Origin of the sequence: Streptomyces sp. A3M-1-3, from assembly GCF_024213665.1 — a bacterium.
Lineage (GTDB): Bacteria > Actinomycetota > Actinomycetes > Streptomycetales > Streptomycetaceae > Streptomyces.
Genome location: NZ_JANAVP010000005.1, coordinates 198,187 through 224,394, shown reverse-complemented (window position 1 = coordinate 224,394; position 26,208 = coordinate 198,187). Strand labels below are relative to the sequence as shown.

General features: G+C 71.5%; 18 protein-coding genes and 3 pseudogenes. 13 read left to right on the top strand and 8 right to left on the bottom strand.

What is annotated here, in order from left to right; genetic code table 11:
- Positions 1-3: 3 nt before the first annotated feature.
- Both cydD and NLX86_RS08045 read left to right on the top strand, forming a co-directional pair.
- Positions 4-3,519, top strand: coding sequence for a thiol reductant ABC exporter subunit CydD (gene cydD / locus NLX86_RS08050; protein WP_254370891.1), 3,516 nt, complete (start codon positions 4-6; stop codon positions 3,517-3,519).
- 159 nt (positions 3,520-3,678) lie between these two features.
- Positions 3,679-4,170 (top strand): annotated as a pseudogene (locus NLX86_RS08045) (M23 family metallopeptidase); the annotation flags it as partial.
- On the opposite strand, the gene NLX86_RS08040 reads toward NLX86_RS08045, so the two are convergent.
- Positions 4,167-5,021, bottom strand: a complete 855-nt coding sequence (locus NLX86_RS08040) for an HAD hydrolase family protein (RefSeq protein WP_254370890.1) — start codon at positions 5,019-5,021, stop codon at positions 4,167-4,169. The pseudogene NLX86_RS08045 and the gene NLX86_RS08040 overlap by 4 nt on opposite strands.
- A gap of 289 nt (positions 5,022-5,310) precedes the next feature.
- Between NLX86_RS08040 and NLX86_RS08035 the strand changes: the two genes are divergently transcribed.
- The 6 genes and pseudogenes from NLX86_RS08035 to NLX86_RS08010 all read left to right on the top strand — a co-directional run bounded on the left by NLX86_RS08035 (position 5,311) and on the right by NLX86_RS08010 (position 13,474).
- Positions 5,311-5,568 carry a hypothetical protein gene (locus tag NLX86_RS08035; RefSeq protein WP_254370889.1) on the top strand — a complete coding sequence of 86 codons (258 nt, stop codon included), beginning with the start codon at positions 5,311-5,313 and terminating at the stop codon, positions 5,566-5,568.
- Positions 5,531-5,887: pseudogene (locus NLX86_RS08030) on the top strand (HSP90 family protein); the annotation flags it as partial. The gene NLX86_RS08035 and the pseudogene NLX86_RS08030, both read left to right, overlap by 38 nt.
- 3,056 nt (positions 5,888-8,943) lie before the next feature.
- Positions 8,944-9,855: an LLM class flavin-dependent oxidoreductase gene (locus NLX86_RS08025; RefSeq protein WP_374213850.1), complete on the top strand. Its 912-nt coding sequence runs from the start codon at positions 8,944-8,946 to the stop codon at positions 9,853-9,855.
- A gap of 286 nt (positions 9,856-10,141) precedes the next feature.
- A pseudogene (locus NLX86_RS08020) lies at positions 10,142-11,145 on the top strand (glycosyltransferase family 2 protein).
- Positions 11,142-12,539 (top strand): alpha-2,8-polysialyltransferase family protein, encoded by a 1,398-nt coding sequence (locus tag NLX86_RS08015; protein WP_254370888.1) that lies wholly within the window; start codon positions 11,142-11,144, stop codon positions 12,537-12,539. The pseudogene NLX86_RS08020 and the gene NLX86_RS08015 overlap by 4 nt, the downstream one beginning before the upstream one ends.
- Positions 12,536-13,474, top strand: coding sequence for a class I SAM-dependent methyltransferase (locus NLX86_RS08010; protein ID WP_254370887.1), 939 nt, complete (start codon positions 12,536-12,538; stop codon positions 13,472-13,474). The genes NLX86_RS08015 and NLX86_RS08010 overlap by 4 nt, the downstream gene beginning before the upstream one ends.
- A gap of 83 nt (positions 13,475-13,557) precedes the next feature.
- Here NLX86_RS08010 and NLX86_RS08005 read toward each other — a convergent pair whose 3' ends face one another.
- On the bottom strand, positions 13,558-15,522 hold the full coding sequence (locus NLX86_RS08005; RefSeq protein WP_254370886.1) for a YncE family protein: 1,965 nt from the start codon (positions 15,520-15,522) through the stop codon (positions 13,558-13,560).
- A 162-nt stretch (positions 15,523-15,684) separates the two neighbouring features.
- Complete coding sequence (locus NLX86_RS08000) at positions 15,685-16,227, bottom strand: RNA 2'-phosphotransferase (protein ID WP_254370885.1); 543 nt, start codon at positions 16,225-16,227, stop codon at positions 15,685-15,687.
- Between the two features lie 118 nt (positions 16,228-16,345).
- On the opposite strand from NLX86_RS08000, the gene NLX86_RS07995 reads away from it, so the two are divergent.
- Positions 16,346-17,086, top strand: coding sequence for an aquaporin (locus NLX86_RS07995; protein WP_254370884.1), 741 nt, complete (start codon positions 16,346-16,348; stop codon positions 17,084-17,086).
- A 22-nt stretch (positions 17,087-17,108) separates the two neighbouring features.
- Here NLX86_RS07995 and NLX86_RS07990 read toward each other — a convergent pair whose 3' ends face one another.
- Genes NLX86_RS07990 through NLX86_RS07975 form a run of 4 tightly spaced genes read right to left on the bottom strand, consistent with a single transcriptional unit; the run spans position 17,109 to position 21,655 of the window.
- Positions 17,109-18,080, bottom strand: a complete 972-nt coding sequence (locus tag NLX86_RS07990) for a MerR family transcriptional regulator (RefSeq protein WP_254370883.1) — start codon at positions 18,078-18,080, stop codon at positions 17,109-17,111.
- Between the two features lie 19 nt (positions 18,081-18,099).
- Positions 18,100-19,041, bottom strand: a complete 942-nt coding sequence (locus NLX86_RS07985; protein ID WP_254370882.1) for a metal-dependent hydrolase — start codon at positions 19,039-19,041, stop codon at positions 18,100-18,102.
- Complete coding sequence (locus tag NLX86_RS07980; protein WP_254370881.1) at positions 19,038-20,813, bottom strand: SDR family oxidoreductase; 1,776 nt, start codon at positions 20,811-20,813, stop codon at positions 19,038-19,040. The genes NLX86_RS07985 and NLX86_RS07980 overlap by 4 nt, the downstream gene beginning before the upstream one ends.
- The gene (locus NLX86_RS07975) at positions 20,810-21,655 is read right to left on the bottom strand and encodes a M24 family metallopeptidase (protein WP_254370880.1); all 846 of its coding nucleotides are present in this window, start codon (positions 21,653-21,655) and stop codon (positions 20,810-20,812) included. The genes NLX86_RS07980 and NLX86_RS07975 overlap by 4 nt, the downstream gene beginning before the upstream one ends.
- 229 nt (positions 21,656-21,884) lie before the next feature.
- Here NLX86_RS07975 and NLX86_RS07970 point away from each other — a divergent pair, with 229 nt between their 5' ends.
- From NLX86_RS07970 to NLX86_RS07955, 4 genes are all read left to right on the top strand, one after another.
- Positions 21,885-22,865 (top strand): ABC transporter ATP-binding protein, encoded by a 981-nt coding sequence (locus NLX86_RS07970; protein WP_254370964.1) that lies wholly within the window; start codon positions 21,885-21,887, stop codon positions 22,863-22,865.
- Complete coding sequence (locus NLX86_RS07965; protein WP_254370879.1) at positions 22,862-23,746, top strand: ABC transporter permease; 885 nt, start codon at positions 22,862-22,864, stop codon at positions 23,744-23,746. The genes NLX86_RS07970 and NLX86_RS07965 overlap by 4 nt, the downstream gene beginning before the upstream one ends.
- The gene (locus NLX86_RS07960) at positions 23,743-24,654 is read left to right on the top strand and encodes an ABC transporter ATP-binding protein (RefSeq protein ID WP_254370878.1); all 912 of its coding nucleotides are present in this window, start codon (positions 23,743-23,745) and stop codon (positions 24,652-24,654) included. Before NLX86_RS07965 ends, NLX86_RS07960 begins: the two co-directional genes overlap by 4 nt.
- A 225-nt stretch (positions 24,655-24,879) precedes the next feature.
- Positions 24,880-25,599 carry an ABC transporter permease subunit gene (locus tag NLX86_RS07955; RefSeq protein ID WP_254370877.1) on the top strand — a complete coding sequence of 240 codons (720 nt, stop codon included), beginning with the start codon at positions 24,880-24,882 and terminating at the stop codon, positions 25,597-25,599.
- Here the strand turns inward: NLX86_RS07955 and NLX86_RS07950 are convergent.
- Positions 25,577-25,948, bottom strand: a complete 372-nt coding sequence (locus tag NLX86_RS07950; RefSeq protein WP_254370876.1) for a DUF488 domain-containing protein — start codon at positions 25,946-25,948, stop codon at positions 25,577-25,579. The genes NLX86_RS07955 and NLX86_RS07950 overlap by 23 nt on opposite strands.
- Positions 25,949-26,208 lie beyond the last annotated feature (260 nt).

Here is a 26,208-nt window from a genome sequence, read left to right as displayed (position 1 = left end):
CACGTGAAACCGATCGACCCGCGCCTGCTCCGCTACGCCCGGTCCACCCGTCACTTCCTGGTGGCCGTGGTGGTCCTGGGACTTGCCGGAGCGGGCCTGGTCGTGGCCCAGGCCATGCTTGTCGCCGAGGTTGTGGTGGGCGCGTTCCAGCGGGGGCTGGACGGTGCCGAGTTGCGGACGCCGCTGCTGCTGCTCGCGTCCGTGGCACTGGGGCGCGGGCTGGTGGCCTGGCTCACCGAACTCGCCGCCCACCGGGCGAGTGCGGCGGTGAAGTCCGAGCTGCGGGGTCGGCTGCTGGAGCGGGCCACTGAACTGGGCCCCGGCTGGCTCAGTGGACAGCGCACCGGATCGCTCGCCGCGCTGGCGACCCGTGGGGTCGACGCCCTCGACGACTACTTCGCGCGCTATCTGCCCCAGCTCGGGCTCGCCGTCGTGGTGCCGGTCGCGGTACTCGCCAGGATCGTCACCGAGGACTGGGTCTCGGCCGCCGTCATCGTGGTCACCCTGCCGCTGATTCCGCTCTTCATGATCCTCATCGGATGGGCGACCCAGGCGCGGATGGAACGCCAGTGGCGGCTGCTGTCCCGGCTGTCCGGGCATTTCCTGGACGTCGTCGCGGGGCTGCCCACGCTGAAGGTCTTCGGCCGGGCCAAGGCTCAGGCCGAGTCGATCCGCGCCATCACCGACGACTACCGGCGGGCGACCCTGCGGACGCTGCGTATCGCCTTCCTGTCGTCGTTCGCACTGGAACTGCTGTCCACCCTCTCTGTCGCCCTCGTCGCGGTCGGCATCGGTATGCGGCTGGTTCACGGCGAACTCGACCTCTACACCGGTCTGGTGATCCTTGTGCTGGCTCCGGAGGCGTATCTGCCGCTGCGGCAGGTCGGGGCTCAGTACCACGCGGCTGCCGAGGGCCTTTCGGCGGCGGAGGAGATCTTCTCCGTCCTGGAGACCGAACCGCTGCGGGTGGCGGGGACCGCCGCCGTCCCGGCGGGCGCGCTGCGCGTCGAGGACGTCATGGTCCGCCACCCCGGGCGCACCGAACCCTCGCTTCCGGCGGTCTCGTTGACGGTCGAACCGGGCGAGACAGTGGCGATCGTCGGCCCGAGCGGGGCCGGCAAGTCCACGCTGCTGAGCGTGCTGCTCGGCTTCGCGCCTCCCACGGAGGGGCGCGTGGTGGTCGGGGACACCGACCTCGCGTCGGTCTCTCCCGAGCGGTGGCGGGAGCAGATCGCCTGGCTGCCGCAGCGGCCCCATCTGTTCGCGGGCACGATCGCGGAGAACGTACGGCTGGCGCGCCCGGACGCCGACGATGCGGCGGTCGGGGCGGCGCTGCGGGAGGCGGGTGCGTACGGCTTCGTCGAGGCACTCCCCCACGGCGCGCACACGTCGCTGGGCGAGGGTGGTTCGGGCCTGTCCGCCGGCCAGCGCCAACGGCTGGCCCTGGCCCGGGCGTTCCTGGCCGACCGGCCGCTACTGCTGCTCGACGAACCGACGGCGAACCTCGACGGCGAGACGGAGGCGGCTGTCGTCGAGGCGGTACGCAGACTCTCCGCAGGCCGTACGGTCCTGCTGGTCGTCCACCGGCCGGCGCTGCTGGCGGTGGCCGACCGCGTGGTGCGGCTGGCTCCCCCTCTCGCCCCCGCGGAGGGGCATGGCGGGGACACGGCTCTGCGTACGGCAGACGGGGCTTCCGTCGTCGCTGCCGCGGAAACGCTACTCGAAGAGGACAGTCCGCACACCGGAGGCGACGGCCGTACGTCGCGGGATCCGCTTGGGCGGGTGCGACGGGACGCCGGGGCTCTGCGGGGGCGGTTCGGGCTCGCGCTGCTGCTGGGCAGCCTCGCGCTGGGATCGGCCGTGGGGCTCATGGCCGTCTCCGGATGGCTGATCTCGCGCGCCTCCGAGCAGCCGCCCGTGCTCTATCTGATGGTGGCCGTGACGGCGACCCGCGCGTTCGGCATCGGCCGGGCCGTGTTCCGCTACGCCGAGCGCCTGGTCTCGCACGATGCGGTGCTCCGGATGCTGGCCGGTCTGCGGGTGAGCGTGTACCGGCGCCTGGAGCGGATCGCCCCGGCCGGACTGCGGAAGACCCGGCGCGGGGACCTGCTGTCCCGGCTCGTCTCCGATGTGGACGCGTTGCAGGACTACTGGCTGCGGTGGCTGCTGCCGGTCGGGACGGCCGTGCTGGTGGGTGCCGGCTCGGCCGGGTTCACCGCGTGGCTGCTTCCCGAGGCGGGGGCCGTGCTCGCGGCCGGACTGCTCTTCGCGGGCGTGGGGGTGCCCGCGCTCAGCGGTGTGTGCGCCCGGCGGGCGGAGCGTCAGCTCGCCCCCGCACGGGGCATGTTGGCCACCCGCATCGTGGATCTGCTGTCCGGTACGGCCGAGTTGACGGTCGCAGGGGCACTTCAGGGGCGCAAGGTGCAGGCGCGGGAGACGGACTCCGTGCTCACCCGCATCGCCTCGCGCGGCGCCGCTGCGACCGCGCTGGGCGGCGGGCTGTCCGCGCTCGCCTGCGGACTGACCGTAGTGTGCGCGGCGCTCGTCGGGGTGCTCGCCGTGCACGACGGGCGGCTTCCCGGAGTGCAACTCGCGGTGGTTGTGCTGACGCCGCTGGCGGCCTTCGAGGCGGTCAGCGGCCTGCCGCTCGCCGTCCAGTACCGGCAGCGCGTGAAGCGCAGTGCCGAGCGGGTGTACGAGGTGCTGGACGCGCCGGTGCCGGTGACTGAGCCGCGGGTACCGGCCCGGAGCCCCGAGTCGCCCTTCCCGCTGACGGTGAGCGGGCTGTCCGCCCGGTACGCGGAGCAGGAGCGCGATGCGCTCACCGGCTTCGATCTGACCCTGGAGGCGGGGCGGCGGGTGGCCGTCGTCGGTACCTCCGGTTCCGGCAAGACGACGCTCGCCCAGGTGCTGCTCCGGTTCCTGGACGCGCGGGAGGGCTCGTACACCCTCGGCGGGAGGGACGCGTACGCGCTGCAGGGCGACTCGGTGCGCAGGTTCGTCGGCCTCTGCGCGCAGGACGCGCACCTGTTCGACAGCTCCGTCCGGGAGAACCTGCGTATGGCCCGCACCGGGGCGACGGAGGAGGAGCTGCGCGCGGCCCTTGGCGCGGCCCGGCTGCTGGAGTGGGCCGACGGGCTGCCCGATGGGCTCGACACCCTGGTCGGCGAGCACGGGGAGCGGATCTCCGGCGGCCAGCGCCAGCGGCTCGCCCTGGCCCGTGCGCTGCTGGCCGACTTCCCCGTGCTCGTACTGGACGAGCCGGCCGAACACCTCGACCTGGAGACGGCGGACGCCGTGACTGCGGATCTGCTCACCGCGACCGAGGGGCGTACGACGCTGCTCATCACCCACCGGCTGCAGGGGCTGGAGGCGGTCGACGAGGTGATCGTGCTGGACCGGGGCCGGATCGTGCAGCGCGGTCCCTACGCGGACCTGGCGGCGGCCGAGGGGCCGCTGCGCCGGATGCTGGAGCGTGAGAGGAGTGGCGCGACCGCCATCCGGGAGGTACCGGTATAGGCCAGACAGCCGCATCAAGGCAGTTGATACGACAAAGCGGGCCCGAGGTGGGCAACGATCCGTTGCATGCGACGTGGACCCCTCGGCCTGCCCCTCGTACCGGTGCTGTGCGTGTGCGTCGGGCTCCTGGTCTCGGCCGGCACGACCGGAGGGACCGACGGGTCCGGCAGTGGTTCCGAGGCGGCCGGCCCGTGCCCCGCGGCGGTGCGGCTGAACCAGTCCGGCGGGTGGGGCGGCGGGCGGAGCTGGGTCCCGCCCGTGGAGGCGTACAAGCTGTCCGCGTCCTTCGGCAGCGTCGGATCACGCTGGTCCAACGGGCACACCGGGCAGGACTTCGCCGTCCCGTTCGGCGCGCCCGTACGGTCGGTGGGCGACGGGCGGGTGGTGCGGGTGTCGTGCGGCGGCGCCTTCGGCACCGAGATCGTGGTCGCGCACCGCAACGGCTTCTACTCGCAGTACGCGCATCTGGCCTCGGTCGCCGTCGGCGAGGGTGAGCGGCTGCGCACCGGCCAGTGGATCGGGCGGGCGGGCGCCACGGGCAACTCGACCGGGCCGCACCTCCACTTCGAGATGCGGCGCACGCCCGACCACGGGTCGGCGGTCGACCCGGCGCGCTGGCTGCGCGAGCACGGGGCGGACCTGCGGATCTAGGTGGTGGCGTGGCGGCGTTCGGCGAGGATGCGCTCGATGACGATGGCGACGCCGTCCTCGTTGTTCGCCACGGTACGTCCGGAGGCGGCGGCCACCACGTCCGGATGGGCATTGCCCATCGCGTACGACATCCCGGCCCAGCTCAGCATTTCCAGGTCGTTGGGCATGTCTCCGAAGGCCACGACCTCCTCGGGCGCGATGCCGCGCTCGGCGCAGCAGAGTTCGAGGGTGCTGGCCTTGGAGACGCCGAGCCCGCTGATCTCCAGCAGGGCGGTGGGGCTGGAGCGGGTGATGGACCCGAGGTCTCCCGCCGCCGTGCGGGCGAGGGCGAGGAAGTCGTCCGGAGCGAGCTCGGGGTGGTGGGCGAGCAGCTTGAGCACCGGCGCTCCGGCGCCCTCCGGCTCCTCGTGCAGCAGCTTCTCGGCGATGGCGACGGTGGCGCCGGGGTCCAGGTAGAAGGGCGGGTAGGACGGCTCGTAGTGGATGCCGGTGGTCAGTTCGACCGCGAATGAGGTTCCGGGCGCGGCGGCGCGCAGCGCGTGCACGACAGCGAGGGCGCGGGCCCGCTCCAGGGGGCGGACCTCGATGATCCGGCCGCCGGCGTGCAGATCGACGACGGCTGCGCCGTTGGCGCAGATCGCCAGGCCGTGGCCGTGCACATGGGCGCTGACGACGTCCATCCAGCGAGCGGGGCGCCCGGTGACGAAGAAGACCTCGATCCCTGCCTCCTCGGCGGCTGCGAGGGCGGCGATCGTACGGTCCGAGACCGATTTGTCGTCGCGCAGCAGGGTGCCGTCAAGATCGGTGGCGATCAGCCGGGGGCCAGTGGGGTTCTTGGGAGCTGAGGTCACAGATCCATCTTCGCGCACCGGGGTGCACGAGCGTGCGCGAGGGCACACATCTCCAGGAGGGCGAAGCGGTCCGCGCGGCGAATCCCGCTGGGCATTGTCAGTACCGGATCCTACGATGAACATCAACTTCCGACTCCTGGGCGTACGGGCGTTCGTGCTGCACGTCATGGCCAGGGCCGGGCCCTATCGCGATTCGTGAGGGGGGGACCCCGCGATCGCCCGACCCGCGCGTGCGGCCCGTGAATGGCCGCACCGGCGCACCCCTGTGCCCATGAATCCCAGGAATCCTGTGAACTCCGTACCTTCCGCATCCGAAGCCACCGCCAGCACCTTCCAGGTGGATCTGCGCGGCCTGGTCGACCTGCTCTCCCACCACCTCTACTCCAGCCCCCGCGTCTACATCCGCGAGCTCCTGCAGAACGCGGTCGACGCCACCACGGCGCGGCTGGCCCTCGACCCGGACGCTCCGGTACGCATCCGGCTGGCCGCCGACGGCTCCACCGTCACAGCCGGTCACCGTGCCCGCGCTGCACCTCGACGACCGTGAGGCACGGCACGAGCGCGACCGCGCGGCCGTCGAGGAGAACGCGGACGAGCTGTGGAGCGACATCCTCGGCGCACTGCGCGGCGCGGCGCCGCGGGCGCGGCTGGTCCTCAACCACAACAACCCGCTGGTGCGCCGGGTGGCCGGGATCGCCGATCCCGAACTGGCAGGCACCGCGGTCGAGTCGCTCTACGGGCAGGCGCTTCTGATGGCGCAGCGGCCGCTGCGCCCGGCCGACGCGTCGCTCATCAACAGGGCGTTCCTCGGCCTTCTGGAATGGGCCACCCACACCACCACGACGGACCCGGAGGAGCAGAAGTGACCGCCCCCACGCCGCAGGGCGTCCAACAGGCCATCTGGGAAAACCTCAATGCTCCCAACGGTCTCCTGCGCAACGCCCGTGCCGAGGAGTTGGTCGCCGCCGCGGAACAGACCGGCGACCGCAATCTGATCCGGGAGGCGCTCTTCGCCCTCATCAAGGCGTACGAGTACAGCACCGAGCGGGGCAAGCTCACTGTGCCGTTCGCCCGGCTCATGCAGGAGTGGGACCGGGATCCGTCCGCCTTCGACGGCCACGACACCTACCGCTTCCACTGGTACTTCAAATGGGTCACCTCCGGCATGCTGACCTTGCCGCAGATACCGATCGCCTCCATGGAGCGCTGGCTCGTCGAGATGGAGCGCCGCTACCGCATCGCGGGCTTCAGCGAACGGGCGGTGCGCCAGGCCGAGTATCACCTGGCCGAGGACACCGGGGACGATGAGCGCGCCACCCGGGCGTTCGCCGCCTGGACCGCGGCCGAGCGCGACCGGATGGCCAACTGCCATGCCTGCGAGACCAATGACCAGGGCCACTACTGGTCGCGGCAGGGCCAGTACGCCAAGGCGCTTGAAACATGGAAGCCGGTCCTGGACGGGCGGCTCACCTGTGCCGAGGAGCCGCACCGCACCCTGGCCAAGGCGCTGATCCCGCTGGTGCGGACCGGCAGGGCCGACGAGGCCCGAGCCCATCATCTGCGTGGCTACCGCATGGCCCGAGGCAACGACAGCCTGTTGCCGACCGTCGGCCTGCACATCGAGTTCTGCGCGCTGACCGGCAACGAAGGCCGCGGTCTCGAACTCCTCGCCGAGCACGCCACCCACCTCGCGCACGACGGCGACCCGTCGGCGCGGCTGGGCCTGCTCACCGGCGTCCTCGTGCTGATGGGCCGGCTGGCCGCGCTCGGCCACGGTGACCGGCCCGCCCTCACATACGGCGGCAGCGCGCGTACGGTCGCGGAGCTGCGCGACCTGCTCGACGCCGAGGCGCACGCCATCGCGGCCGCGTTCGACGCTCGCAACGGCAGCAAGGTCATCTCCGGCCGGTTCGCCGACCGGCTGGCCGCCGAGCCGTTGCTCGCCGAACTCCCCCTGGGCGTACGCGCCGTGCGGTTCTCGCCGATCGCGGAGGCTGCCGCCGAGTCCTCCGCCGCCGCGTCGGCGGAGCGGGACGCCGATGTGCCGGCCCTGGCCGCCGAGGCCCGTCGGCTGCGCGAGCGCGGCCACCCGGGTGCGGACGCTGCCTGGGACCGGCTGCGCTCCGCGCTCGCAGGGCACGATGACCAGCCGGACGCCCGGCTCGCCGCAGAGCTGCAGGAGAACCAAGCCCTGCGCGCCGCGCGGGCCGGAGCCGAAGACGCCCGCGAGCAGTTGGAGCGGGTGGCAGCGGCCCACCGGGAAACGGGCGACCACGGCCGGGCCGCGCTGAACACCGTGCGCATCGTCTACGCCGCCGCGCAGTCCGGCGCGGATCCGGCGGAGATACGGGACCTGCTCGATGCGGCGGAGCGCGCCGCCGAGGCGCTCTCCCCCGACGAGCCGAGCCGCCGGCGCGTCGCGACCGCGGCCCTGGCCCGGATCCGGCTGATCTCCTACCTGGACCACCACGCCCACGGCCACGACGAGGGCTCCGGCAATGAGCGCACGGCGGCAGCGCTGGACGCCTTCATCGCCGACGCCTCCACCGCTCTGCCCGCGGCCCGGCTCGGTGACCTGGTCGCCGACGCCGAGGCGATGGCCGCGCAGTACGCCTGGCAGGCGCACGACTGGGAGCGCGCCGAGACGCTGCTCGTCTCGGCGGCCGCGCACAGCCTGGATGCCGGGCACACCTGGGACGCCGTCGAACCGCTGACCAGGCTGGCCCGGCTGCGGCTGATGCTCGGCCGAGCCGGGGACGCCGAGGAGCCCGCCCGCGACGCGGTCACCCACAGCGCCGAGATCGTCGACGCGGGCGAGCTGGGTTCGGTCCGGCTGGCCCTGGCCGAGGCGCTCTACCAGCAGGACGGCAAGGAGGCCGAGGCGGCCACGTACGCCCTCGAAGCCGCGCACTGGTTCGACGCCGCGGACGACAGTTCTGGTGCCGGGGCGTATGCCCGCCTGGTGCTGGCGCAGGCGTATCTCGAGACCGGCCGGAACGCCGAGGCGGCCGAGGTTCTGGAGTCCGCGCTGCCCGATCTGCTGGAGCACGGCGAGGAGCGGGCCGTGCAGGCCCGCGATGTGCTGGCCCGCAGTCTGCGGGAACTCGGCGACCCGCGGGCGGCCGCAGAGCAGTATCTGCTCGCGGCGGAGACGACCCGGGACTGGGAGCAGCCGCACGCGCAGGCCAGGCTGGCGGCACTGGCCGGGGAGTGCCTCGCGGCGGCGGGCCTGCGGGACCAGGCCGGACAGGCGTACGGGCGGTCGATCGAGTTGTGGCGGCAGGCGGGGGAGCCCGTCCCGCTGGTACGGGCGCTGCGCGCGCTGGCCTGGCTGCGGGTGGACCAGGACGAGCCGGACCCGCTGAAGGCGGTCGCCGCCGCGCGGGACCTGATGGACCAGGCACTGCAGGTCCTGGGGGCCGAGGAGCCGCAGGACCCGCAGCTGCGGCTGGAGTGGGGCCGCACCTGCTCCCAGCTGGCGGAGCTGCTGACCGACCAGCTCTACGACGACGATGACGAGTACGACGACGGGGACGGGGACGGGAACGACAAGACCGACGGTCCGGATGAGGGGGAGGTCGCCCGGATCCGCCAAGAGGCGCTGGAACTCTTGGAGCAGGCCGCGACGGCGTTCGCCGAGTGCGGTGCGCAGGCGCTGCAGGAGCGTGGGCAGACCGTCTTCCGTGCAGCCTGGACGGAGAAGGACCTCGGCCGCCGCGAGGAGGGTGCCCAAAGGCCGTGCGCTGATCGACGAGCTGCGTGGCCAGGACGCCGACGAGGCGCGGGATCTGCTGGCCCGTCTCGAACGGAACCTGAAGCACCTCACCTGACCCACCCCGGCCAGGCCGCCGCCCCACCGATCACAGGCGCGGTGGCGGCCTGGCCGGAAGGCGGTGGGCCGGGAGTCGCGGCGGGGCATCGTATGGTCGTACATATGCGCCTGAGTACCGTGATCCTTCCCGTACGCCGCTGGAACGAGGGTGGCCGCGACCAGTGGCAGCGAGCCGAGCAGCTCGGCTTCCACACCGCGTACACCTACGACCACCTGTCGTGGCGGACCTTCCGCGACGGACCGTGGTTCGGCGCCGTCCCGACGCTGACCGCGGCGGCCGCGGCCACCGACCGGCTGCGTCTGGGCACCCTGGTCACCTCGCCGAACTTCCGGCACCCGGTGACCCTCGCCAAGGACCTGATCACCCTGGACGACGTCTCGGGCGGGCGCATCACCCTCGGCATCGGCGCCGGCGGCAACGGCTTCGACGCGACGACGCTGTTGAAGAGCGGCCAGGAGCCATGGACCCCGCGTGAGCGGGCCGACCACTTCGCGGAGTTTGTGCCGCTGCTCGACCGGCTGCTCACCGAGCCCGTGGTCACACATGAGGGCACCCGCTACTCGGCAGCCGAGGCCCGCAACATCCCGGGCTGCGTACAGCGCCCACGCCTGCCCTTCGCCGTCGCCGCGACCGGGCCCCGCGGGCTCAAGCTGGCCGCACGGCACGGCCAGGCCTGGGTGACCACCGGCGACCCCAGGCTCTTCGAGACCGGCACGCCGGAGCAGTCGCTGGAGGCCATCCGCGGCCAGATCGGGAAGCTGGGTGCGGCCTGTGCGGAGATCGGCCGGGAGGCGAACGAGCTCGACAAGATCCTGCTCACCGGTTTCACCCCGGACCGTCCGCTGGACTCCTTCGACGCCTTCGTCGACTTCGCGGGCCGCCACTTCGCCCTCGGCATCACCGAGATCGTCATCCACGCCCCGATCCCGGACTCCGATTTCGCGGCCGATGTGAAGGTCTTCGAGCGCATCGCGATGGAGGGCCTCGCCCAGCTCGGGTAAGGGGCCTGACATTCCCCAGGAGCACCGTCGACCCGCCGTCAACCTCGTGACGTGCCCGGGTTCCCCCGCCCGGGTGGACGGCTCGGTGCGCGCGACCGGCCGCCGGCTGCCCGTTCCAGTACGCCTGTATTACGGGATCCGGCCCGTCGCGCGGCGCCCTGGCGAGGGTACGGTGGACGGGCCGTGAACGCCGGTCAACGGCATAGGTGCTGGGCAGATGATCAGCGCGCGAACTTCGCGCCGAGGGCCTTGGGGTGACCGCCGGGAACTCCTAGCGTCGTTTCACGTGAAACTGTCCGTCGTCGTTCCCTTCCACAACGTCCAGGACTACGCCGCCGAGACCCTGCAGAGCTTGGTCCACAACACCCGCCCCGGCTACGAGTTCATCCTCGTCGACGACTGCTCGACCGACCGGACGCCCCGGATCATCGAGCACTTCGCCGAGCTGCTGCCCGGCGGTGTCGTCATCCGGCACCCGCATAACCGCGGTCTCGCCGACGCGCGCAACACCGGTCTCGACGCCGCCCGCGGCCGCTATCTCACCTTCCTCGACGGTGACGACTGGCTGGCGCCGGGGCACCTCGACCGGCTCGTCGCCGCCATCGAGCGGCACGGCTGCGAGTTCGTCCGCACCGACCACGTGCGCAGGTCACCGGACGCAGACGGGTGCTGCACCGGGCCCCTGAACCGCGACGCGACCAGGTCCTCGATCCACGAGGCTCGATCCTGCCGCACGACCGGCAGACGATGGCCGACTACCCGTACGCCTGGGCAGGCATCTACGACCGGGCGCTGCTGGACCGCGGGGTGCTGCGTTTCGACGCCGGGCTGCGGATGACCGAGGACCGGCCCTGGATCTGGCGGCTGCACCGGCAGGCCCGGTCGTACGCCGTCGTCCCGCTCGACGGCATCCGCTACCGGCGCGGGGTGGCCGCCTCACTCACCCAGGCGGGAGACGAACGGCGGCTGGACTTCTTCCGCGCCTTCGACCTGCTGCTCGACCAGCTCGCCCTGGACCCGGAGCGCGATCAGCTGCTGCCGAAGGCCGTCCGGACGTACTGCTCGATCATGGCGGCCCAGCTGCTGCACGCCGGCCGCTACCAGCCGACGGTCGCCCGGCGGCTGCCCGCCCTGGCCCGCGCGCGGCTCGACCGGATGGACCCGGCCGTCCTCGACCAAGTGCTGCCGGAACTCCCGCCCGAGCGGGCCGCGGCGCTCGATGCGCTGTACGGGCTGCGCGGGCTGATGACCTGGCTGCGGCCGGTGAGCAGGAAGGTCCTCGCCGTATGACCCACCGCAGCGGGACCCTGCATCAGATCTTCGCCGCCTCCACCGGATACGGCTCGGCCACCCTCGCCGCGGCCCTCGACGCCGGAATGTTCGGTCCCGGCGACCGGGAGCACCGCATGCTGCTCGTCACGAACAACGCCCCCAACCCCGAGATCACCCCGGCGCTCGACCGGATGCCCGGCTTCGACCGGATCCGCGCCCGCTTCGACGCGGTCGTCCACTGGAACGAGGTGATCCATCCGCACCACCCGGCCGCCTGGAATCCGCGTCCACAGGACACGACCGCCTGGCAACGGCTGCTCCGCCAGTCCTGGCACCTGGGGGACGAGCCGGTCGAACTCGTCCTGGAATCCATCCAGGCCGCCCCGGCCCTGGCGCTCGCCGCCGTCTTCGCCGACAGCCCCCTGCACATCTACGCGGACGGCCTGATGAGCTACGGGCCCACCCGCGATCGCCTCCCGCACGCCGTCCACGGCCGGATCCGCCGACTCCTGCACCCCGACGTCGTGACCGGGCTGCGGCCCCTGCTGCTCTCCGAGTACGCGGTGGCGGCCGAGACCGTGCCGGCCGGAGCGATGCAGCGGGTCTTCGCCGAACTGGAAGACTGCGCGCCACCGTTGGCGGGCGAGGAGCTGACGGCCCAGGAGCCGGCCGGCCAGGACCGGGAGGGCCCTGTCCTGGTCCTCGGCCAGTACCTCGCCGCGGCCGGTGTCCTGTCCGCGGACGAGGAGCGGGAGCTGCACGTACGGATGCTGCACGCGGCTGCCCGGGCCGGGCACCGCACCGCGGTGTTCAAACCCCATCCGTCAGCCCTCCCGCTGGACGAGGAGCCCCTGCTGCTCGCGGCGGAAGCGGCCGGGATGCGGCTCGTCGTCTGCGACACCCCGGTCCTCGCGGAGACGCTCGTCCAGCGGCTGCGCCCGGCGCTGGTCACCGGCTGCTTCTCCACCGCGCTGCTCACCGCCGCCGTCCACTACGGCGTGCCCGTGGCGGCCGTCGGTACCGATCTGCTGCTGGAGCGCCTGTCCCCGTACGAGAACGGCAACCGCATCCCCGTCACCCTCGTCCGCGCCCTGCTGCCCGACCTGGAGCGGGACGGCTACGACGGCAAACCTCTCGACCTGTCGCCCGCCGTCGTGAACGGGCGGATCGCACCGCTCCTGACAGCCGTCGGCCACTGCATGCAGCCCGAAGGCTGTGCCCATCTCCGCGAGGAGGCCGAGCACTTCCTCGCCGCGCACTGCGAAGGGCCGGGCCGCCCGCTCGGCCCGGAGACCGCCCGCTATTTCAAACGCCGCAGACTGCGCGCGCTCGGGCTGCCGGGGGCTCCCGGGCCGGCCACGCCCGCGGCCCGGCTGCGTACCGCCGTACACCGAATCAGGAGAACACGATGACCGACGTCCCCTTGCGCCCCTTGCGCGCCCTGCCCGCGCGGCGCCTGTTCCAGCCCGTGATCTCCCGGATCGACCGGCGCATAGACAAGCGACTGCGGGCGGCCGACCGCGAGATCGATAGCCTGCGCAAGGAACTGCGGGAAACGCGGGAGCAGATGTCCGCGCACCATGTGCGGCCGCACTCCTACGACATGCTGTACGGGCGCGAGGGCCGGCTGAACGACCGGATGCCCAGCAAGCAGATGATCACCGAGCTGGCGGCCCGGATCGCCGAGGTGACGGGGCGCCGGAGTGCGTACACGGAGACCGTCCAGGCTTTCCGTACCCTCGTGGAGCTGGAATCGCGCGGTGTCGGGCGGATCGCCGGCTCCACGTCGAACATCCTGGGGAAGCTGACCACCACCCCGCTGCTGGGACCGCCGAACGGCGAGATTCTCGAAATCGGCACGCTGTACGGCCTGTTCGCGGGCGGAATGGCGCGCCAGCTGCTGCGGCGCGGGCTCGCCTACCGGCTGACGATCGTGGACCCGATCGCACCGGTGCAGCTGCAGCCGGGCGTGGAGATCAGCCGTGATCCGTCCGGGACGCCGATCACGGAGGAGGTCGTACGCGCCAACCTCGCCTACGCGGGGGTGGATCCGGAGCGGCTGCGGCTGCACCGCGGCTTCTCCGAGGACCCGTCGGTGCGGGAGGCGCTGTCGGACCGGCGGTACGGAGTGATCGTGGTCGACGGCGACCACTCCGAGGAGGGCGTGGCCAGGGACCTGGAGTGGGTCGAGCAGATCGCGGCGACGGGCGCGATCGTGGTGCTGGACGACTACGGGGACGGCAGGTGGCCCGGTGTGCAGGAGGCCGCCGACGCCCATCTGGCCGGGCGCACCCGCCTGAAGATGGTGGGCAGGGTCTCCACCAGCGCGTTCCTGCGCGCGGGCTGAGCACGATGAAACGCGAGGGGGCCTCGGCGGACATCCGCCGAGGCCCACTCGCAGCCGGTTCGACCGGCCCGTGGAACTTGGAACTAGCGCGTGAAGGTGAAGTAGACCCACGAGCCGTGGGTCGTCGCGTTGACGGCGTCCCCGGACTTCTTCACGTACGAGGAACGCATCCGCAGCCGGAAGCCCGTGTCGTGCGGTCCCTGCAGCTCGACCGCGCTGCGGCCCGCCGTACTCAGCTCGAAGCACTGGGAGCCGGCGTCGTGCCACTTGCCGGCGCTGTACACCTCGAGGCTGAACGTCTGGCAGCGGCCCTTGTGGGCCGTCATGGTGGTCGTGAACAGCGGGTTGGTGTTCTTGCGGAAGTAGTACTGCGTAACGCCCGAGACCTTGGCCGTCTTGTAGTGACGCGTGACCCCGACGGCGACCTTGACGTGCGTACCGACCTTGCTGGCCACCGCCTTCGGCGCCGTGCGGGCGTCACCCCGGAACGACGCGGTGAACGTGGTGTTCTTCGTCAGCGTGTACGGGAACGAGAGGTTGCCGCTGCGGTCCACCGTGCCGGTCTTGACGGCCTTCTTCGTGCCCTCGGCCGGCTGGGCGTAGATGACGAGCGTGCGGCTCTTGTACGTCGCGCCGAGGTGCGCCGTGAACGTCGCCTTGCTGCCGTACTTGTAGTTCTTGCCGTTCCCGGTCAGCGTCAGCGTCGTCGCGGTACGCGACACCTCGACGCTGTCCGCGCCGGTGGCCGCCGCGTGCTCCGCGTCGCCCGCGTACCGCACGGTGTAGGTGACCTTGCCGCCTGCCGGCGGCACGTCGGTGAACGAGAACGTGCCGCCCGCCGCGACCGGCTTGGAGCCGAGCGACTTGCCCGCCGGGGTCTCGAGGTCCGTGCGCGTCACCTGGACGGCGCCGCCGGCCGGGAAGGCCACCTGCGAGGAGAGCTTGCCGGTGACCGTGAGCTTCTTGGCGCGCGGGGCCGCCGACGGGGCGTTCACGGTGACCTGGCTGGCCGACTTGGTCGGGTCCTCCAGCACGTGAAGCGAGAATCCGTTGTTCACCGGAGCGACGACCGCGAACAGCCGGCTCCGGTCCGGGGCCCACGCGAGGCCCGCGCCCTGGAGCTCAGGGATGCTCGCGTTGGGGTTGGTGCGCGGGAAGTCGTACGTACGGACCGGCTTGCCGGCACCGGCCTTGTAGACGTAGATGTCGTCCGAGTACCAGCCCGAGATGCCCGCCGCGACCGCGCCGTCCGGGGCGATGTCCACCGCGTTCGGGTAGGAGTCGGAAGCGTAGCGGCCGTCCTCGACGAGGTCGGAGGTCCGCAGTACCTGGTGGTAGTACGGGGATCCGCTCGCGACGACGACATGCGTGCCGTCGGGGCTGAGCGCGAGGTCGCGCATGCTGCCGCCGGCGCTGCTGTCGGTGCGCGCCGTGCGCTCGGCGGTGCCCGACGAGACGTCGTACACCGCGAGCTGCTGCGGGCTCTGCCACTCGATACCCGCGGCCAGCACGCCCGGGGCGCCGGGCGCGGAGGCCAGCATCGGAGTGCCGAAGAAGGTGTTGAGCTTGTCCTGCCCGAGGGTGACGACCGGCTCGGGAGCGGACAGGTCGATCGAACCGATATTGCTCGAGTAGCCGAACCAGAGCTTCCCGCCGGCCAGCGCCGGATGCTCGGGAGCGGTCCCGGTCCCGGTGCCGTAGCGGGCGCTCTCCTTGAGGGTGGCGGTGTCGATCGCGACGATCGCGTCAGCCTTCTTGACCGCTGCGTACACGGTGGCCGAGTCGGCGGAGAGTTCCAGGCCGGTCGCGCCGGGCAGGGAGTCGATCCGTCCGACGACCGCGCCGCTGTAGTCGGTCACGACGACGCTGCCGCGGGTCGGGTCGCTGATGAAGACACGCTGGTGGAGGCCGTCCACCGCCATGTCGGCGTACGAGGAGATCGGCAGGGTCTTGCTGCTGTCGGCCGCTGCCGGTGCCGCGCCCGCACCGATCAGAGAAACCGAGCCGAGCATGACGGCCAGGGCCGTCGTGGTGGAGATGCTGCGCATGCGCAAGGTACTCATACCCCCCGGGCAGAATGAGATGGCCGCCGAGCGCGGCCGGAATGAACAAGCCCCGGGACGCCTGTTGTTGATGGGTCCTCCGAGACAGATGTTACCGAAGCGTACGGTACCCCTCGGACACCGCGCACTGGGATATGGCGCTGCCGGTCAGCCAGGGAAGCGCAGGTACTCCGGCGGTACGGCATCGGCGAGCCAGACGCCGTTGGCGCTCACCCGGAAGACGTGTCCCGCCCGGTGCATCGCACCGGCGTCGACACTGAGGACGACCGGGCGGCCGCGCCGGGCACCCACCCGGGTCGCGGTCTCGCGGTCCGGCGAGAGATGGACGTGGTGGCGGTTCATCGGACGCAGGCCCTCGGCGCGGATGGCGTCCAGGCTGCCGGCGACGGTGCCGTGGTAGAGGTACGCGGGTGGCTCGGCCGGGGGCAGATCGAGATCGATCTCGACGGTGTGGCCCTGGCTGGCCCTGATGCGGCTGCCGACGACGGCGAAGCGCTGCTTGTCGTTGGCGGCGACGACGTGGTCCAGCTCGGCCCGGGTGAAGGGGAAGCCGTGCGCGGCGGCCGCCCGGATCAGGACGTCGATCTCCACCCAGCCGCTGGGGTCGAGCGTGAGACCGATGCGTTGCGGCTGGTGCCGCAGATGCTTCGAGAGGTACTTCGACACCTTCACGGTGCGTCTTTCATCCATGCCGTCAGGGTGCCCGCGCGGGGCGCACTCCGGCACCCGTTTTTGCGCCCTGGCGCCTCTATCATAATTCCAAGATACGGAATACATTTTCCATTAATCGTGAGACCAGGGGGAGACCATGCATACCAGTGCGTCCTTGCAGCGCAGGGCGGCCGCCGAACTCGTCGGCACCGCCGCCCTGGTGACCGTCGTGGTCGGTTCCGGCATCCAGGCGGCCGGGCTCAGCCCTGACGCCGGCGTCCGGCTGCTGGCAAACTCGCTCGCCTCGGCGATCGGGCTCGGCCTGCTGATCGTCCTCTTCGGCCCGCTCTCCGGCGCCCACCTCAACCCGGTGGTCACGCTCACCGCCTGGTGGTCCCGCCGCCACGGCGGCGAAGGCCCCGCCGGACGGGAGGCCGCGGTGTACGTGACCGTACAGCTCGCCGGCGCCGTTTGCGGGGCGCTGCTGGCCGACGCCATGTTCGGCAGGACGCCGGGCGCCTGGTCCACCCAGGCCCGGTCGGGCGGCCATCTGCTGCTCGGGGAGGCGATCGCCACCGCCGGGCTCGTCCTGGTCATCCACGGCCTGAACCGCATCGGCAGGGCCCGGCTGACGTCGGTCGCGGTCGCCGCGTACATCGCAGCCGCGATCTGGTTCACCTCGTCGGGATCGTTCGCCAACCCGGCCGCGACCGTCGGCCGCGCGTTCACCGACTCCTTCACCGGTATCGCACCCGGGTCGCTGCCCGGCTTCATCGTGGCCCAGCTGGCCGGGGCGATCCTCGGACTGGTGCTGGCGGCGCTGATCTACGGCCCGGTGCGCCCAAGAGTGAGTGGACCGGTGGCGAGCATCAACACCGCCTACCAAGCGGTGAGTTGAAGTAATCCACAGTCAACTGGACTTATCCACAGCCACTTTGACGGCACTCGTCCTGCTTGCCCCCCGCTACCGCCGATGAGCTGTGGGTAACTTTGGCCAGGGCATTCATGGTGCGGGCCTGCAGCTCCCGTTCCGTGGCCGCGCGGATGAACGCCGCCACCTGGTCCGGGCCCACCAGCTCCTGCACGGCGCGCACCGTATCCGTCGGGAGGGTCACCGCAGCCGGGCCCGGCTCGGCGGGCGGCGGGCCCGCCGCTCCGAGGTGGCTCTGCAGATGGCGGGTGGCGAACAGCTGCATCGCGCGAGCCAGTTCCGCGTCGACGGTCTGCTGGGCCAGCGGGCGCAGCCGCCGTACCAGCGCGGCCGCCTCGGTGGCTTCGGCATCCGTCGGCGGACGGTGGCCGAGGTAGCGGGCGAAGACGTGCTCCGTCGTGAACTTCAGGAACCGCGAGGCGATGTGCTCGACCTGACCGCGCAGCTCGCGCAGATGACCGGAGATCGCCGGCAGCGGCACACCCGCCGCATGCAGCTCGGCCGCCACCGCCAGCTCCTGGGGGCTGGGCACCAGGAACTCGTCCGCACGCCCCGGAACGCGCTCCAGCACACCGAGGTCGACGGCCTCGTCCACCGCGGCGTCGTCGGGCTTGCCGCCGAACTTCTCGTCCAGCTCGGCGCGCGAGATCCGGGCCGCCACCTCGTCGGTCCAGGGCCCCTGCACCTCGGCGACCAGCCCGAGCACGCCGCCGAGCCCCCGTCCGGCGTCCCATGCCTCCAGGAGCTCCTTGATGGAGGCGAGGGTGTAGCCGCGGTCGAGGAGATCGGAGATCTGGCGCAGCCGCGCCAGGTGGGTGTCCCGGTACACGTTGGACCGGCCGCGCCGCTCCGGCCTGGGCAGCAACCCGCGGTCCTGGTAGGCGCGGATGGTCCGGACCGTGGCACCGCTGTGATGTGACAGGTCCTCGATCCGGTACTCGGCGACTCCTTGCTCGGACAAGCCCACTCCCTACAACGCGCTACGACAAGGCCGCACGGCCGATCGCTCCCGCCGCCGCACGGGCCGCCGGCGAGACCGCCAGATACTCGACGGCCCTGCGCAGCGAGCCCTCCTGCGAGGGATGGTACGACCGCCGGAAGTAGCGGGGTATCGCCGAACCGAGCTCACGCCACATGGGCAGCAGGCCCTTGGCCACCGCCCTGTTGTGCTCCCGCAGCGAGTAGCGCAGCCGGCCGGCGAGCTGCGGGTCGTGCCGGATCAGGTACGAGGCACCCCAGCACCAGAGCCACAGGAGCACCGGGGCGACCACGACCATGCCTTCGATCCGGCGGGCGTAGCGCGGCAGTCCCGTACCGCCGCAGTGCTGGTACATGTCGAAGGCGACGGCCCGGTGCTCGACCTCCTCCGCGCCGTGCCAGCGCAGCAGGTCGAGCATGACCTCGTCGGCGCCCGCGTGGTCGAGCCCTTCGGCGTGCAGCACCCAGTTCCCCAGGACCGCTGTGAACTGCTCGATCGCGGCAATCAGCGAGAGCCGGAACCGCAGCCACTCCCGGGCGGGTATCGGGACGCCGAACGGCGGCTTCTCACCGAGGAGTTTCTCGAAGAGGAAGTCGACGTGCCGCGTGTACGCCTCGGTGTCCAGCCGCTGGTCGGCCAGGCGGTCCAGTACAAAGGCGTGCTGGACGCTGTGCGTGGCCTCCTGGCCCATGAAGCCCTTGACGTCTTTGCGCAGCGCAGGGTCGGCGACGAGCGGGAGGCCCTCCTTGAACACCTTGACGAACCACCGCTCGCCCGCCGGCAGCAACAGGTGCAGCACGTTGATGACATGGGTGGCGATGGGCTCGTCCGGTATCCAGTGCAGCGGCGTCTCATGCCAGTCGAACTCGACCCTGCGCGGAACGATGCTGTAGTGCTCCCCGGACTGGTGCTCCCCGGACTGGTGGTGCCGCTCGGCGCTCACAGCCGCGGCTCCACGCGCGCGATCGCCCTCAGGGTCCTGGGCGCGAAGCGGGACAGGAAATGGGCGCCGCGGGCCTCCGGCGTCACCGGCACCACCGCCTGGTTCTTCACGACAGCGCGCAATACAGCGTCCGCGACCTTCTCCGGCGGGTAGTTGCGCAGCCCGTACAGCCGGCTCGACTTCTTCTGGCGGCGCTTCTCCTCCGCCTCGTCGACTCCGGCGAAGCGGGCGGTGGCCGTGATGTTGGTGTTGACGAAGCCGGGGCAGATCGCCGAGACACCGATGGACTGTCCGGCCAGCTCGGCGCGCAGGCACTCGCTGAGCATCAGCACCGCCGCCTTTGACGCGCTGTACGCGGGCAGCGCCTTCGACGGCTGATACGCGGCCGCCGAAGCGGTGTTGACGATATGGCCGCCCTGGCCGCGCTCGGCCATCTGCTTGCCGAAGATCCGGCAGCCGTGGATGACACCCCACAGATTGACGTCGAGGACCTTCTTCCAGTCCTCGCTGGTGGTCTCGAAGAACGATCCGGACAGCCCGATCCCGGCGTTGTTGACCAGGACGTCCACGATTCCGTACTCGGTGGCGACCTTCTCGGCGAGCTTCTCCATCGCCTGTTCGTCGCTGACGTCGACGGTCTCGGCCCACGCGTCGGGCGAGCCGATCAGCCGGGCCATGTCCGCCGTCCGGGCCGCCCCCTCCGCGTCCCGGTCCACGGCCACCACCCGCGCCCCCGCCTCGGCGAACGCGAAGGCCGTGGCGCGCCCGATACCGCTGGCGGCGCCCGTCACCAGGACCAGCTGCCCGCCGAAGCGCTCGGCGTACGGGCCGGTCGCCGCGGTGTCCTTGGCGGGCACCCCGTCCTCGTTGGCCCGCACGAACTCGCTGATCCAGCCGGCCACCTGGTCGGGCCGGGTGCGCGGCACCCAGTGCTTGGCCGGCAGCGACCGCCGCACCAGCTGGGGGGCCCACTGCTCCAGCTCGTCGTAGAGCCGCTCCGAGAGGAAGATGTCGCCGGTCGGTGTGATCAGCTGGACGGGCGCGTGCGCGTACGCGTCCGCGCGCGGCCTGAGCAGCCTGGCGCGGACGTTGTCCCGGTACAGCCAGGCGCCGTGCGCCGCGTCGGTGGGCAGCGAGGGCGTCGGATAGTCGCCGTCGGGCACCTGCTCCACCCGCTGAAGGATCTTCGGCCACTGCTTGCCGAGCGACCCCCGCCAGGCGAGTTCCGGCAGTACGGGCGTGTGCAGCAGGTAGACGTACCAGGACTTGGCGCCCTGGCCGAGCAGCTGGCCCACCTTGCGCGGAGTGGGCCGGGACATCCGCTTCTTTATCCAGTGCCCGAAGTGGTCGAGCGAGGGGCCGGACACCGACGTGAAGGAGGCGATCCGCCCCTCGGTGCGCCGGACCGTGACGAACTCCCAGGACTGCACCGAGCCCCAGTCGTGCCCGACCAGGTGGACCGGCCGGTCCGGGCTCACCGCGTCGATCACGGCCAGGAAGTCGTCGGTCAGCTTCTCCAGGGTGAAGCCGCCGCGCAGCGGGGTGGGCGCGGTCGACCGGCCGTGCCCGCGCACGTCGTACAGCACGACGTGGAAGTGCCGGGCCAGCCGCTCGGCGACCTCGCTCCACACCTCCTTGCTGTCCGGGTAGCCGTGCACGAGCACCACGGTCGGCCGCGAGTCGTCCTTCGACGGCGCGGTCCCCAGCTCGGCGACGCACAACTCGACGCCGCCCGTACGGACCCAGCGCTCACGCGCCCCCTTGAGACTCACGAGATCTCCTCCGCCCAGCGCCGCACGTGCGGCAGGTCGTCGTCCAGCCAGAACGCGCTCTGCTCGGGGTCCCGGGAGTCGGTGACGACCAGGATCTCCTCGAACTTCGCGCCCGTACCCCGGAATCCGAGATGCGGCTCCACCGCCCACAGACCGGGCCGGGGCGGATGGTCGGAGAATTTGTACGGGCTCCACAGCGGCGACCAGCCCTCGCGGTGCCCGTGCAGCGCGTCGCTCGCCAGCCCCTTCAGCGCCTGCGTGCCGAACCCGAAGACCTGGGGCGACCAGCGGCGCTCCTTGACCCGGTCGACCTTGTGGGCGATGACCCCGAAGGGATACGCGCGGTGCCGGTTGGCATACCCCTGGCGGATCATCAGGCGCTCGACGTTCTCGTAGATCTCCCGCAGCGAGCGGCGCTCGCGGACCTCGCGCAGGATCAGCTCGCGGTGCGCCTTGAGGTCGGCGAGGAGCTTGTCGTGCACGGGATTGAGGCCGAGGCAGCCCGAGTAGCCGACGTCTGCCACGTAGCCCTTGTAGACCGGGGCCATGTCCAGGATGAACGGCATCCCCGGCTCGAGCTCGCGGTTTGTCGGGAAGAACTGCAGCGGTATCCGGAAGCCGGTGAAGGCCGTACGGTCCCCGAACCAGGCGAACGGCAGATGGAACCAGTCCCGCACCCCCCGCTCACGCAGCCAGTCGCGCTGCATCCGCGCCGCCCCGCGCTCGGTGACACCGGGTTTGAGCTGGGCCGCGACCGCTTCCGCGCAGGCGTACGCGAGACTCTGCACTTCTCTGAAGCCGCGCAGTTCCGCGTCCAGAGAGGTGTCCACTGCTGACGTCATGCCAACCCGTCCGTCCCCTGTCGGTACCCGTCCGTAACTTGACACTGATGAATGTGACAATGCCCGGCGGCTACGTCAAGGGGCCCGCACGGACCTGTGGACAACTTCGAAGGCTGTTGTCCCTTCGTCGCATCTCCCCTACGGGTCCGTACGACTCGAGAGTGACTCCGATCCCACCGCCAGGTCTGACGACTCCTGTGTGCTGCGCCACTACCTTCGAGCTGTGACTGTGATCGCGACCGAAAGCCTGAGCAAGCGGTTCCCCCGGGTGACCGCGCTTGACCGGCTCTCCTTGGACATCGGACCCGGTGTGACCGGCCTGGTGGGCGCCAACGGAGCCGGCAAGTCCACGTTGATCAAGATCCTGCTGGGTCTGTCCCCCGCCACCGAGGGCCGGGCCGCCGTGCTCGGACTCGACGTCGCCACCAGCGGCGGCGCCATTCGCGAGCGGGTCGGCTACATGCCCGAGCACGACTGCCTGCCACCGGACGTCTCGGCCACCGAGTTCGTCGTCCACATGGCGCGCATGTCCGGACTCCCGCCGTCCGCGGCGCGCGAACGCACTGCGGACATCCTGCGCCACGTCGGACTGTACGAGGAGCGCTACCGGCCCATCGGCGGCTACTCGACCGGCATGAAGCAGCGCGTGAAGCTCGCGCAGGCACTCGTCCACGACCCGCAGCTGGTCCTCCTCGACGAGCCGACGAACGGCCTCGACCCCGTCGGCCGCGACGAGATGCTCGGCCTCATCCGCCGCATCCACACCGACTTCGGCATCTCGGTCCTGGTCACCTCGCACCTCCTCGGTGAGCTGGAGCGCACCTGCGACCACGTAGTCGTCATCGACGGCGGCTCGCTGCTGCGCTCCAGCTCCACCAGCGACTTCACCCAGACCACGACCACGCTCGCCGTCGAGGTCACCGACTCCGACACCCACCCCGACGGGACGCGCGCCCTGCGCGAAGCCCTCGGCGCCGCCGGCGTCACACTGCACGGCAGCGAGGAGCAGGGCCTGCCGGGCGCCGGCCACATCCTGCTCGTCGAAGCCACTGGCGAGGACACGTACGACCTCGTCCGGGACGCCGTCGCCGACCTCGGCCTCGGTCTCGTACGGATGGAGCAGCGCCGCCACCACATCGCGGAGGTCTTCCGCGCGGACGCGGCCCGGCCGGCCGATTCCGCCCCGGCCATGGAGGTACAGGCGCGATGAGCACCGAGACCACCCAGATCCACAACATCGGCTACCGGAACTACGACGGACCGCGCCTGGGCCGCGCCTACGCCCGCCGCTCGCTCTTCTCGCAGTCGCTGCGCGGCGCGTACGGACTCGGCGGTTCCGCCAAGTCCAAGGTCCTGCCGATGATCCTCTTCGCGGTGATGGTCCTGCCGGCCGCCATCATCGTCGCTGTTGCCGTCGCCAACCCGGTGGCCACCGACCTGCCGATCAAGCACACCGCGTACGCGATCTACCTCCAGGCCGTCATCGGGCTCTACCTCGCGGCACAGGCACCGCAGTCCGTCTCCCGCGACCTGCGCTTCAAGAGCGTCCCGCTGTACTTCTCGCGCCCCATCGAGCGTATCGACTACGTACTCGCCAAGTTCGCGGCGATGGCCTCGGCCCTCCTCATCCTCACCGCCGCGCCGCTCGTCGTCCTGTATGTGGGCGCGCTGCTCGCCGAATTCGACTTCGCGGACCAGACGAAGGGGTTCGCACAGGGACTGGTCTCCGTGCTGCTGCTCTCCGTCTTCTTCGCCGGGCTCGGCCTGGTGCTGGCCGCGCTGACGCCGCGCCGCGGCTTCGGTGTCGCCGCCGTTGTCGCCGTACTGACCATCTCCTACGGAGCGGTCTCCACCGTCCAGGCGATCGCCTACGAAACGGGCTCGCCCGGCGCGATCGAATGGCTCGGCCTCTTCTCGCCGGTCACCCTCATCGACGGCGTACAGACCGCCTTCCTCGGCGCGACCTCCGCCTTCCCGGGCGGGGACGGACCCTCGGCCGCGACCGGCATCGTCTATCTGCTGGCCGTCGTCGCGCTCGTCCTCGGCTCGTACGCCGTCCTCATGCGCCGCTACCGGAAGGTCGGGCTGTGACCACCATCAACATCGACCACACCTCGCGCTGGTTCGGCAACGTGGTCGCCGTCAACGACGTGACCATGACGATCGGCCCCGGCGTGACCGGGCTGCTCGGCCCCAACGGCGCAGGCAAGTCCACCCTCATCAACATGATGGGCGGCTTCCTCGCCCCCTCCACCGGCACCGTCACGCTCGACGGCCGGGCGATCTGGCGCGACGAATCGGTCTACCAGCAGATCGGCATCGTGCCCGAGCGGGAGTCCATGTACGACTTCCTCACCGGCCGCGAGTTCGTCGTCGCCAACGCCGAACTGCACGGCCTGGACGAGCGTGCCGCGCAAAGGGCCCTGGCCACCGTCGAGATGGAGTACGCGCAGGACCGCAAGATCTCCACCTACAGCAAGGGCATGCGGCAGCGCGTGAAGATGGCCTCGGCCCTCGTCCACGAACCGTCCGTGCTGCTGCTCGACGAACCGTTCAACGGCATGGACCCGCGTCAGCGCATGCAGCTGATGGACCTTCTGCGGCGGATGGGCGACGAGGGCCGCACCGTCCTCTTCTCGTCCCACATCCTCGAAGAGGTCGAACAGCTCGCCTCGCACATCGAGGTGATCGTGGCCGGGCGGCACGCCGCCTCCGGCGACTTCCGCAAGATCCGCCGGCTCATGACCGACCGCCCCCACCGCTATCTCGTACGGTCGTCCGACGACCGCGCGCTCGCCGCCGCGCTGATCGCCGACCCGTCCACCGCCGGAATCGAGGTCGACCTCACCGAAGGCGCCCTGCGCATCCAGGCGGTCGACTTCGGCCGGTTCACCGAACTGCTGCCGCGGGTCGCCCGCGCGCACGGCATCCGGCTGCTGACGGTCTCGCCCTCCGACGAGTCCCTCGAGTCGGTCTTCTCCTACCTCGTAGCGGCCTAAGGGGGTGCGATGTCGGGTGGGGCGGCGTCGCGTGCCGATGGCTGTCGCCTGGCTGCGTTGTCCTCAGTCGCTGCAGCTCCTCCCCCAGCTACCTCCCCCAGCTACCTCTGGGGGTGCCCCCAGAGGTGCCCCCAGCGTCTCCTTCGTCCGCCTTGCCAGACTCCGCCCTCGCCCCGCTCCTTCTTCCGCCCCACCCGACATCGCACCCCCTTGGAGCTGACAGCGATGTACAACCCCACGGTTGCCCGGCTCACCTACCGGGCGCTCCTCGGCCGCCGCCGCGCACTGATTCTCTTCGCGCTGCCGGCCCTGCTGCTGCTCATCGCCGCGGCGGTACGGATGTTCACCGGCGCGGACGACCAGGTCGCCGCCGATGTACTGGGCGGATTCGCCCTGGCCACGATGGTGCCGCTGATCGGTGTCATCGCCGGCACCGGCGCGATCGGCCCGGAGATCGACGACGGCTCGATCGTCTACCTGCTCGCCAAGCCGGTGAAACGGCCGACGATCATCTTCACCAAACTGATCGTCGCGATCGCCGTGACGATGGCCTTCTCCGCCATCCCCACCTTCATCGCGGGCCTGATCCTCAACGGCAACGGACAGCAGATCGCCATCGCCTACACGGTCGCGGCGCTGGTCGCCTCGATCGCGTACAGTGCGCTGTTCCTGCTCCTCGGTACGGTCAGCCGGCACGCGGTGGTCTTCGGCCTCGTCTACGCCCTGGTGTGGGAGTCCCTCTTCGGCAGCCTGGTGCCGGGCGCCAGGACGCTCAGCGTCCAGCAGTGGGCGCTCGCCCTCGCCGAACGGATCGGCGCCGAAGGAGCCATCGCCTCCGACGTCGGACTGCCCGCCGCCGCCATCCTGCTGGCGGCGGTCACCGCCGGCGCCACCTGGTACGCGGGCCAGAAGCTGCGCCGCCTCACCCTCGCCGGCGACGAGTGACCAGGCGGTCCGCCAGGATGGCCGCGTGGCTGCGCTCCGGGTCCTTGGACGCGGTGAGCAGGGTGAGCCGCCCGGTACGGGCCAGCTCGCGCAGGCCGTCCACGGCGGCCGCCGCGTCCGGGGCGTCGAGTTCCGCCTCGTAGCGCCGGCGGAACTCCGCATACGTGTCCCCGGACTGGCCGTGATACCAGCGGCGCAGTTCGGTGGACGGCGTGAGGGCCTTGGGCCATTCGTCGACGCGGGCCGCGTCCTTGGACAGGCCGCGCGGCCAGAGCCGGTCGGCCAGGACGCGCGTACCGTCGTCGTCCGCCGGGGCCTCGTAGACCCGGCGGACCCGGATATCGCTCATGGGCCCAGCGTGCCACCTGCGGCGTGCTCGTACACCCCACGGCCGGCCGCCCGCGTCCCGGAAATTGAGTGGCGGCCAACCTCCGTACCCGGCACAGTGGTTGAGGCAGACAAGCCCACTGGACCGGGGAGGAGCACGGCGATGACCGAGATCAGTACGAGTCCGTCGAGTTCCCCTCAGGGCAGCCAGCGGCAGGCACCGGAGTAGCCAACCACTCCGCGCAGCCGCCCGTGGACTGCCCGGGGGCGGCCGCTTCGAGC

Bases quoted from the DNA above. Each gene is read 5' to 3' on its own strand.
- NLX86_RS07975 (WP_254370880.1), bottom strand. From the start codon at position 21,655: ATGACGTCAGCAGTGGACACCTCTCTGGACGCGGAACTGCGCGGCTTC.
- NLX86_RS08025 (WP_374213850.1), top strand. From the start codon at position 8,944: ATGGTCGTACATATGCGCCTGAGTACCGTGATCCTTCCCGTACGCCGC.
- NLX86_RS08015 (WP_254370888.1), top strand. From the start codon at position 11,142: ATGACCCACCGCAGCGGGACCCTGCATCAGATCTTCGCCGCCTCCACC.
- NLX86_RS07995 (WP_254370884.1), top strand. From the start codon at position 16,346: ATGCATACCAGTGCGTCCTTGCAGCGCAGGGCGGCCGCCGAACTCGTC.
- NLX86_RS07955 (WP_254370877.1), top strand. From the start codon at position 24,880: ATGTACAACCCCACGGTTGCCCGGCTCACCTACCGGGCGCTCCTCGGC.
- NLX86_RS08000 (WP_254370885.1), bottom strand. From the start codon at position 16,227: ATGGATGAAAGACGCACCGTGAAGGTGTCGAAGTACCTCTCGAAGCAT.
- NLX86_RS08010 (WP_254370887.1), top strand. From the start codon at position 12,536: ATGACCGACGTCCCCTTGCGCCCCTTGCGCGCCCTGCCCGCGCGGCGC.
- NLX86_RS07950 (WP_254370876.1), bottom strand. From the start codon at position 25,948: ATGAGCGATATCCGGGTCCGCCGGGTCTACGAGGCCCCGGCGGACGAC.
- NLX86_RS07965 (WP_254370879.1), top strand. From the start codon at position 22,862: ATGAGCACCGAGACCACCCAGATCCACAACATCGGCTACCGGAACTAC.
- NLX86_RS08005 (WP_254370886.1), bottom strand. From the start codon at position 15,522: ATGCGCAGCATCTCCACCACGACGGCCCTGGCCGTCATGCTCGGCTCG.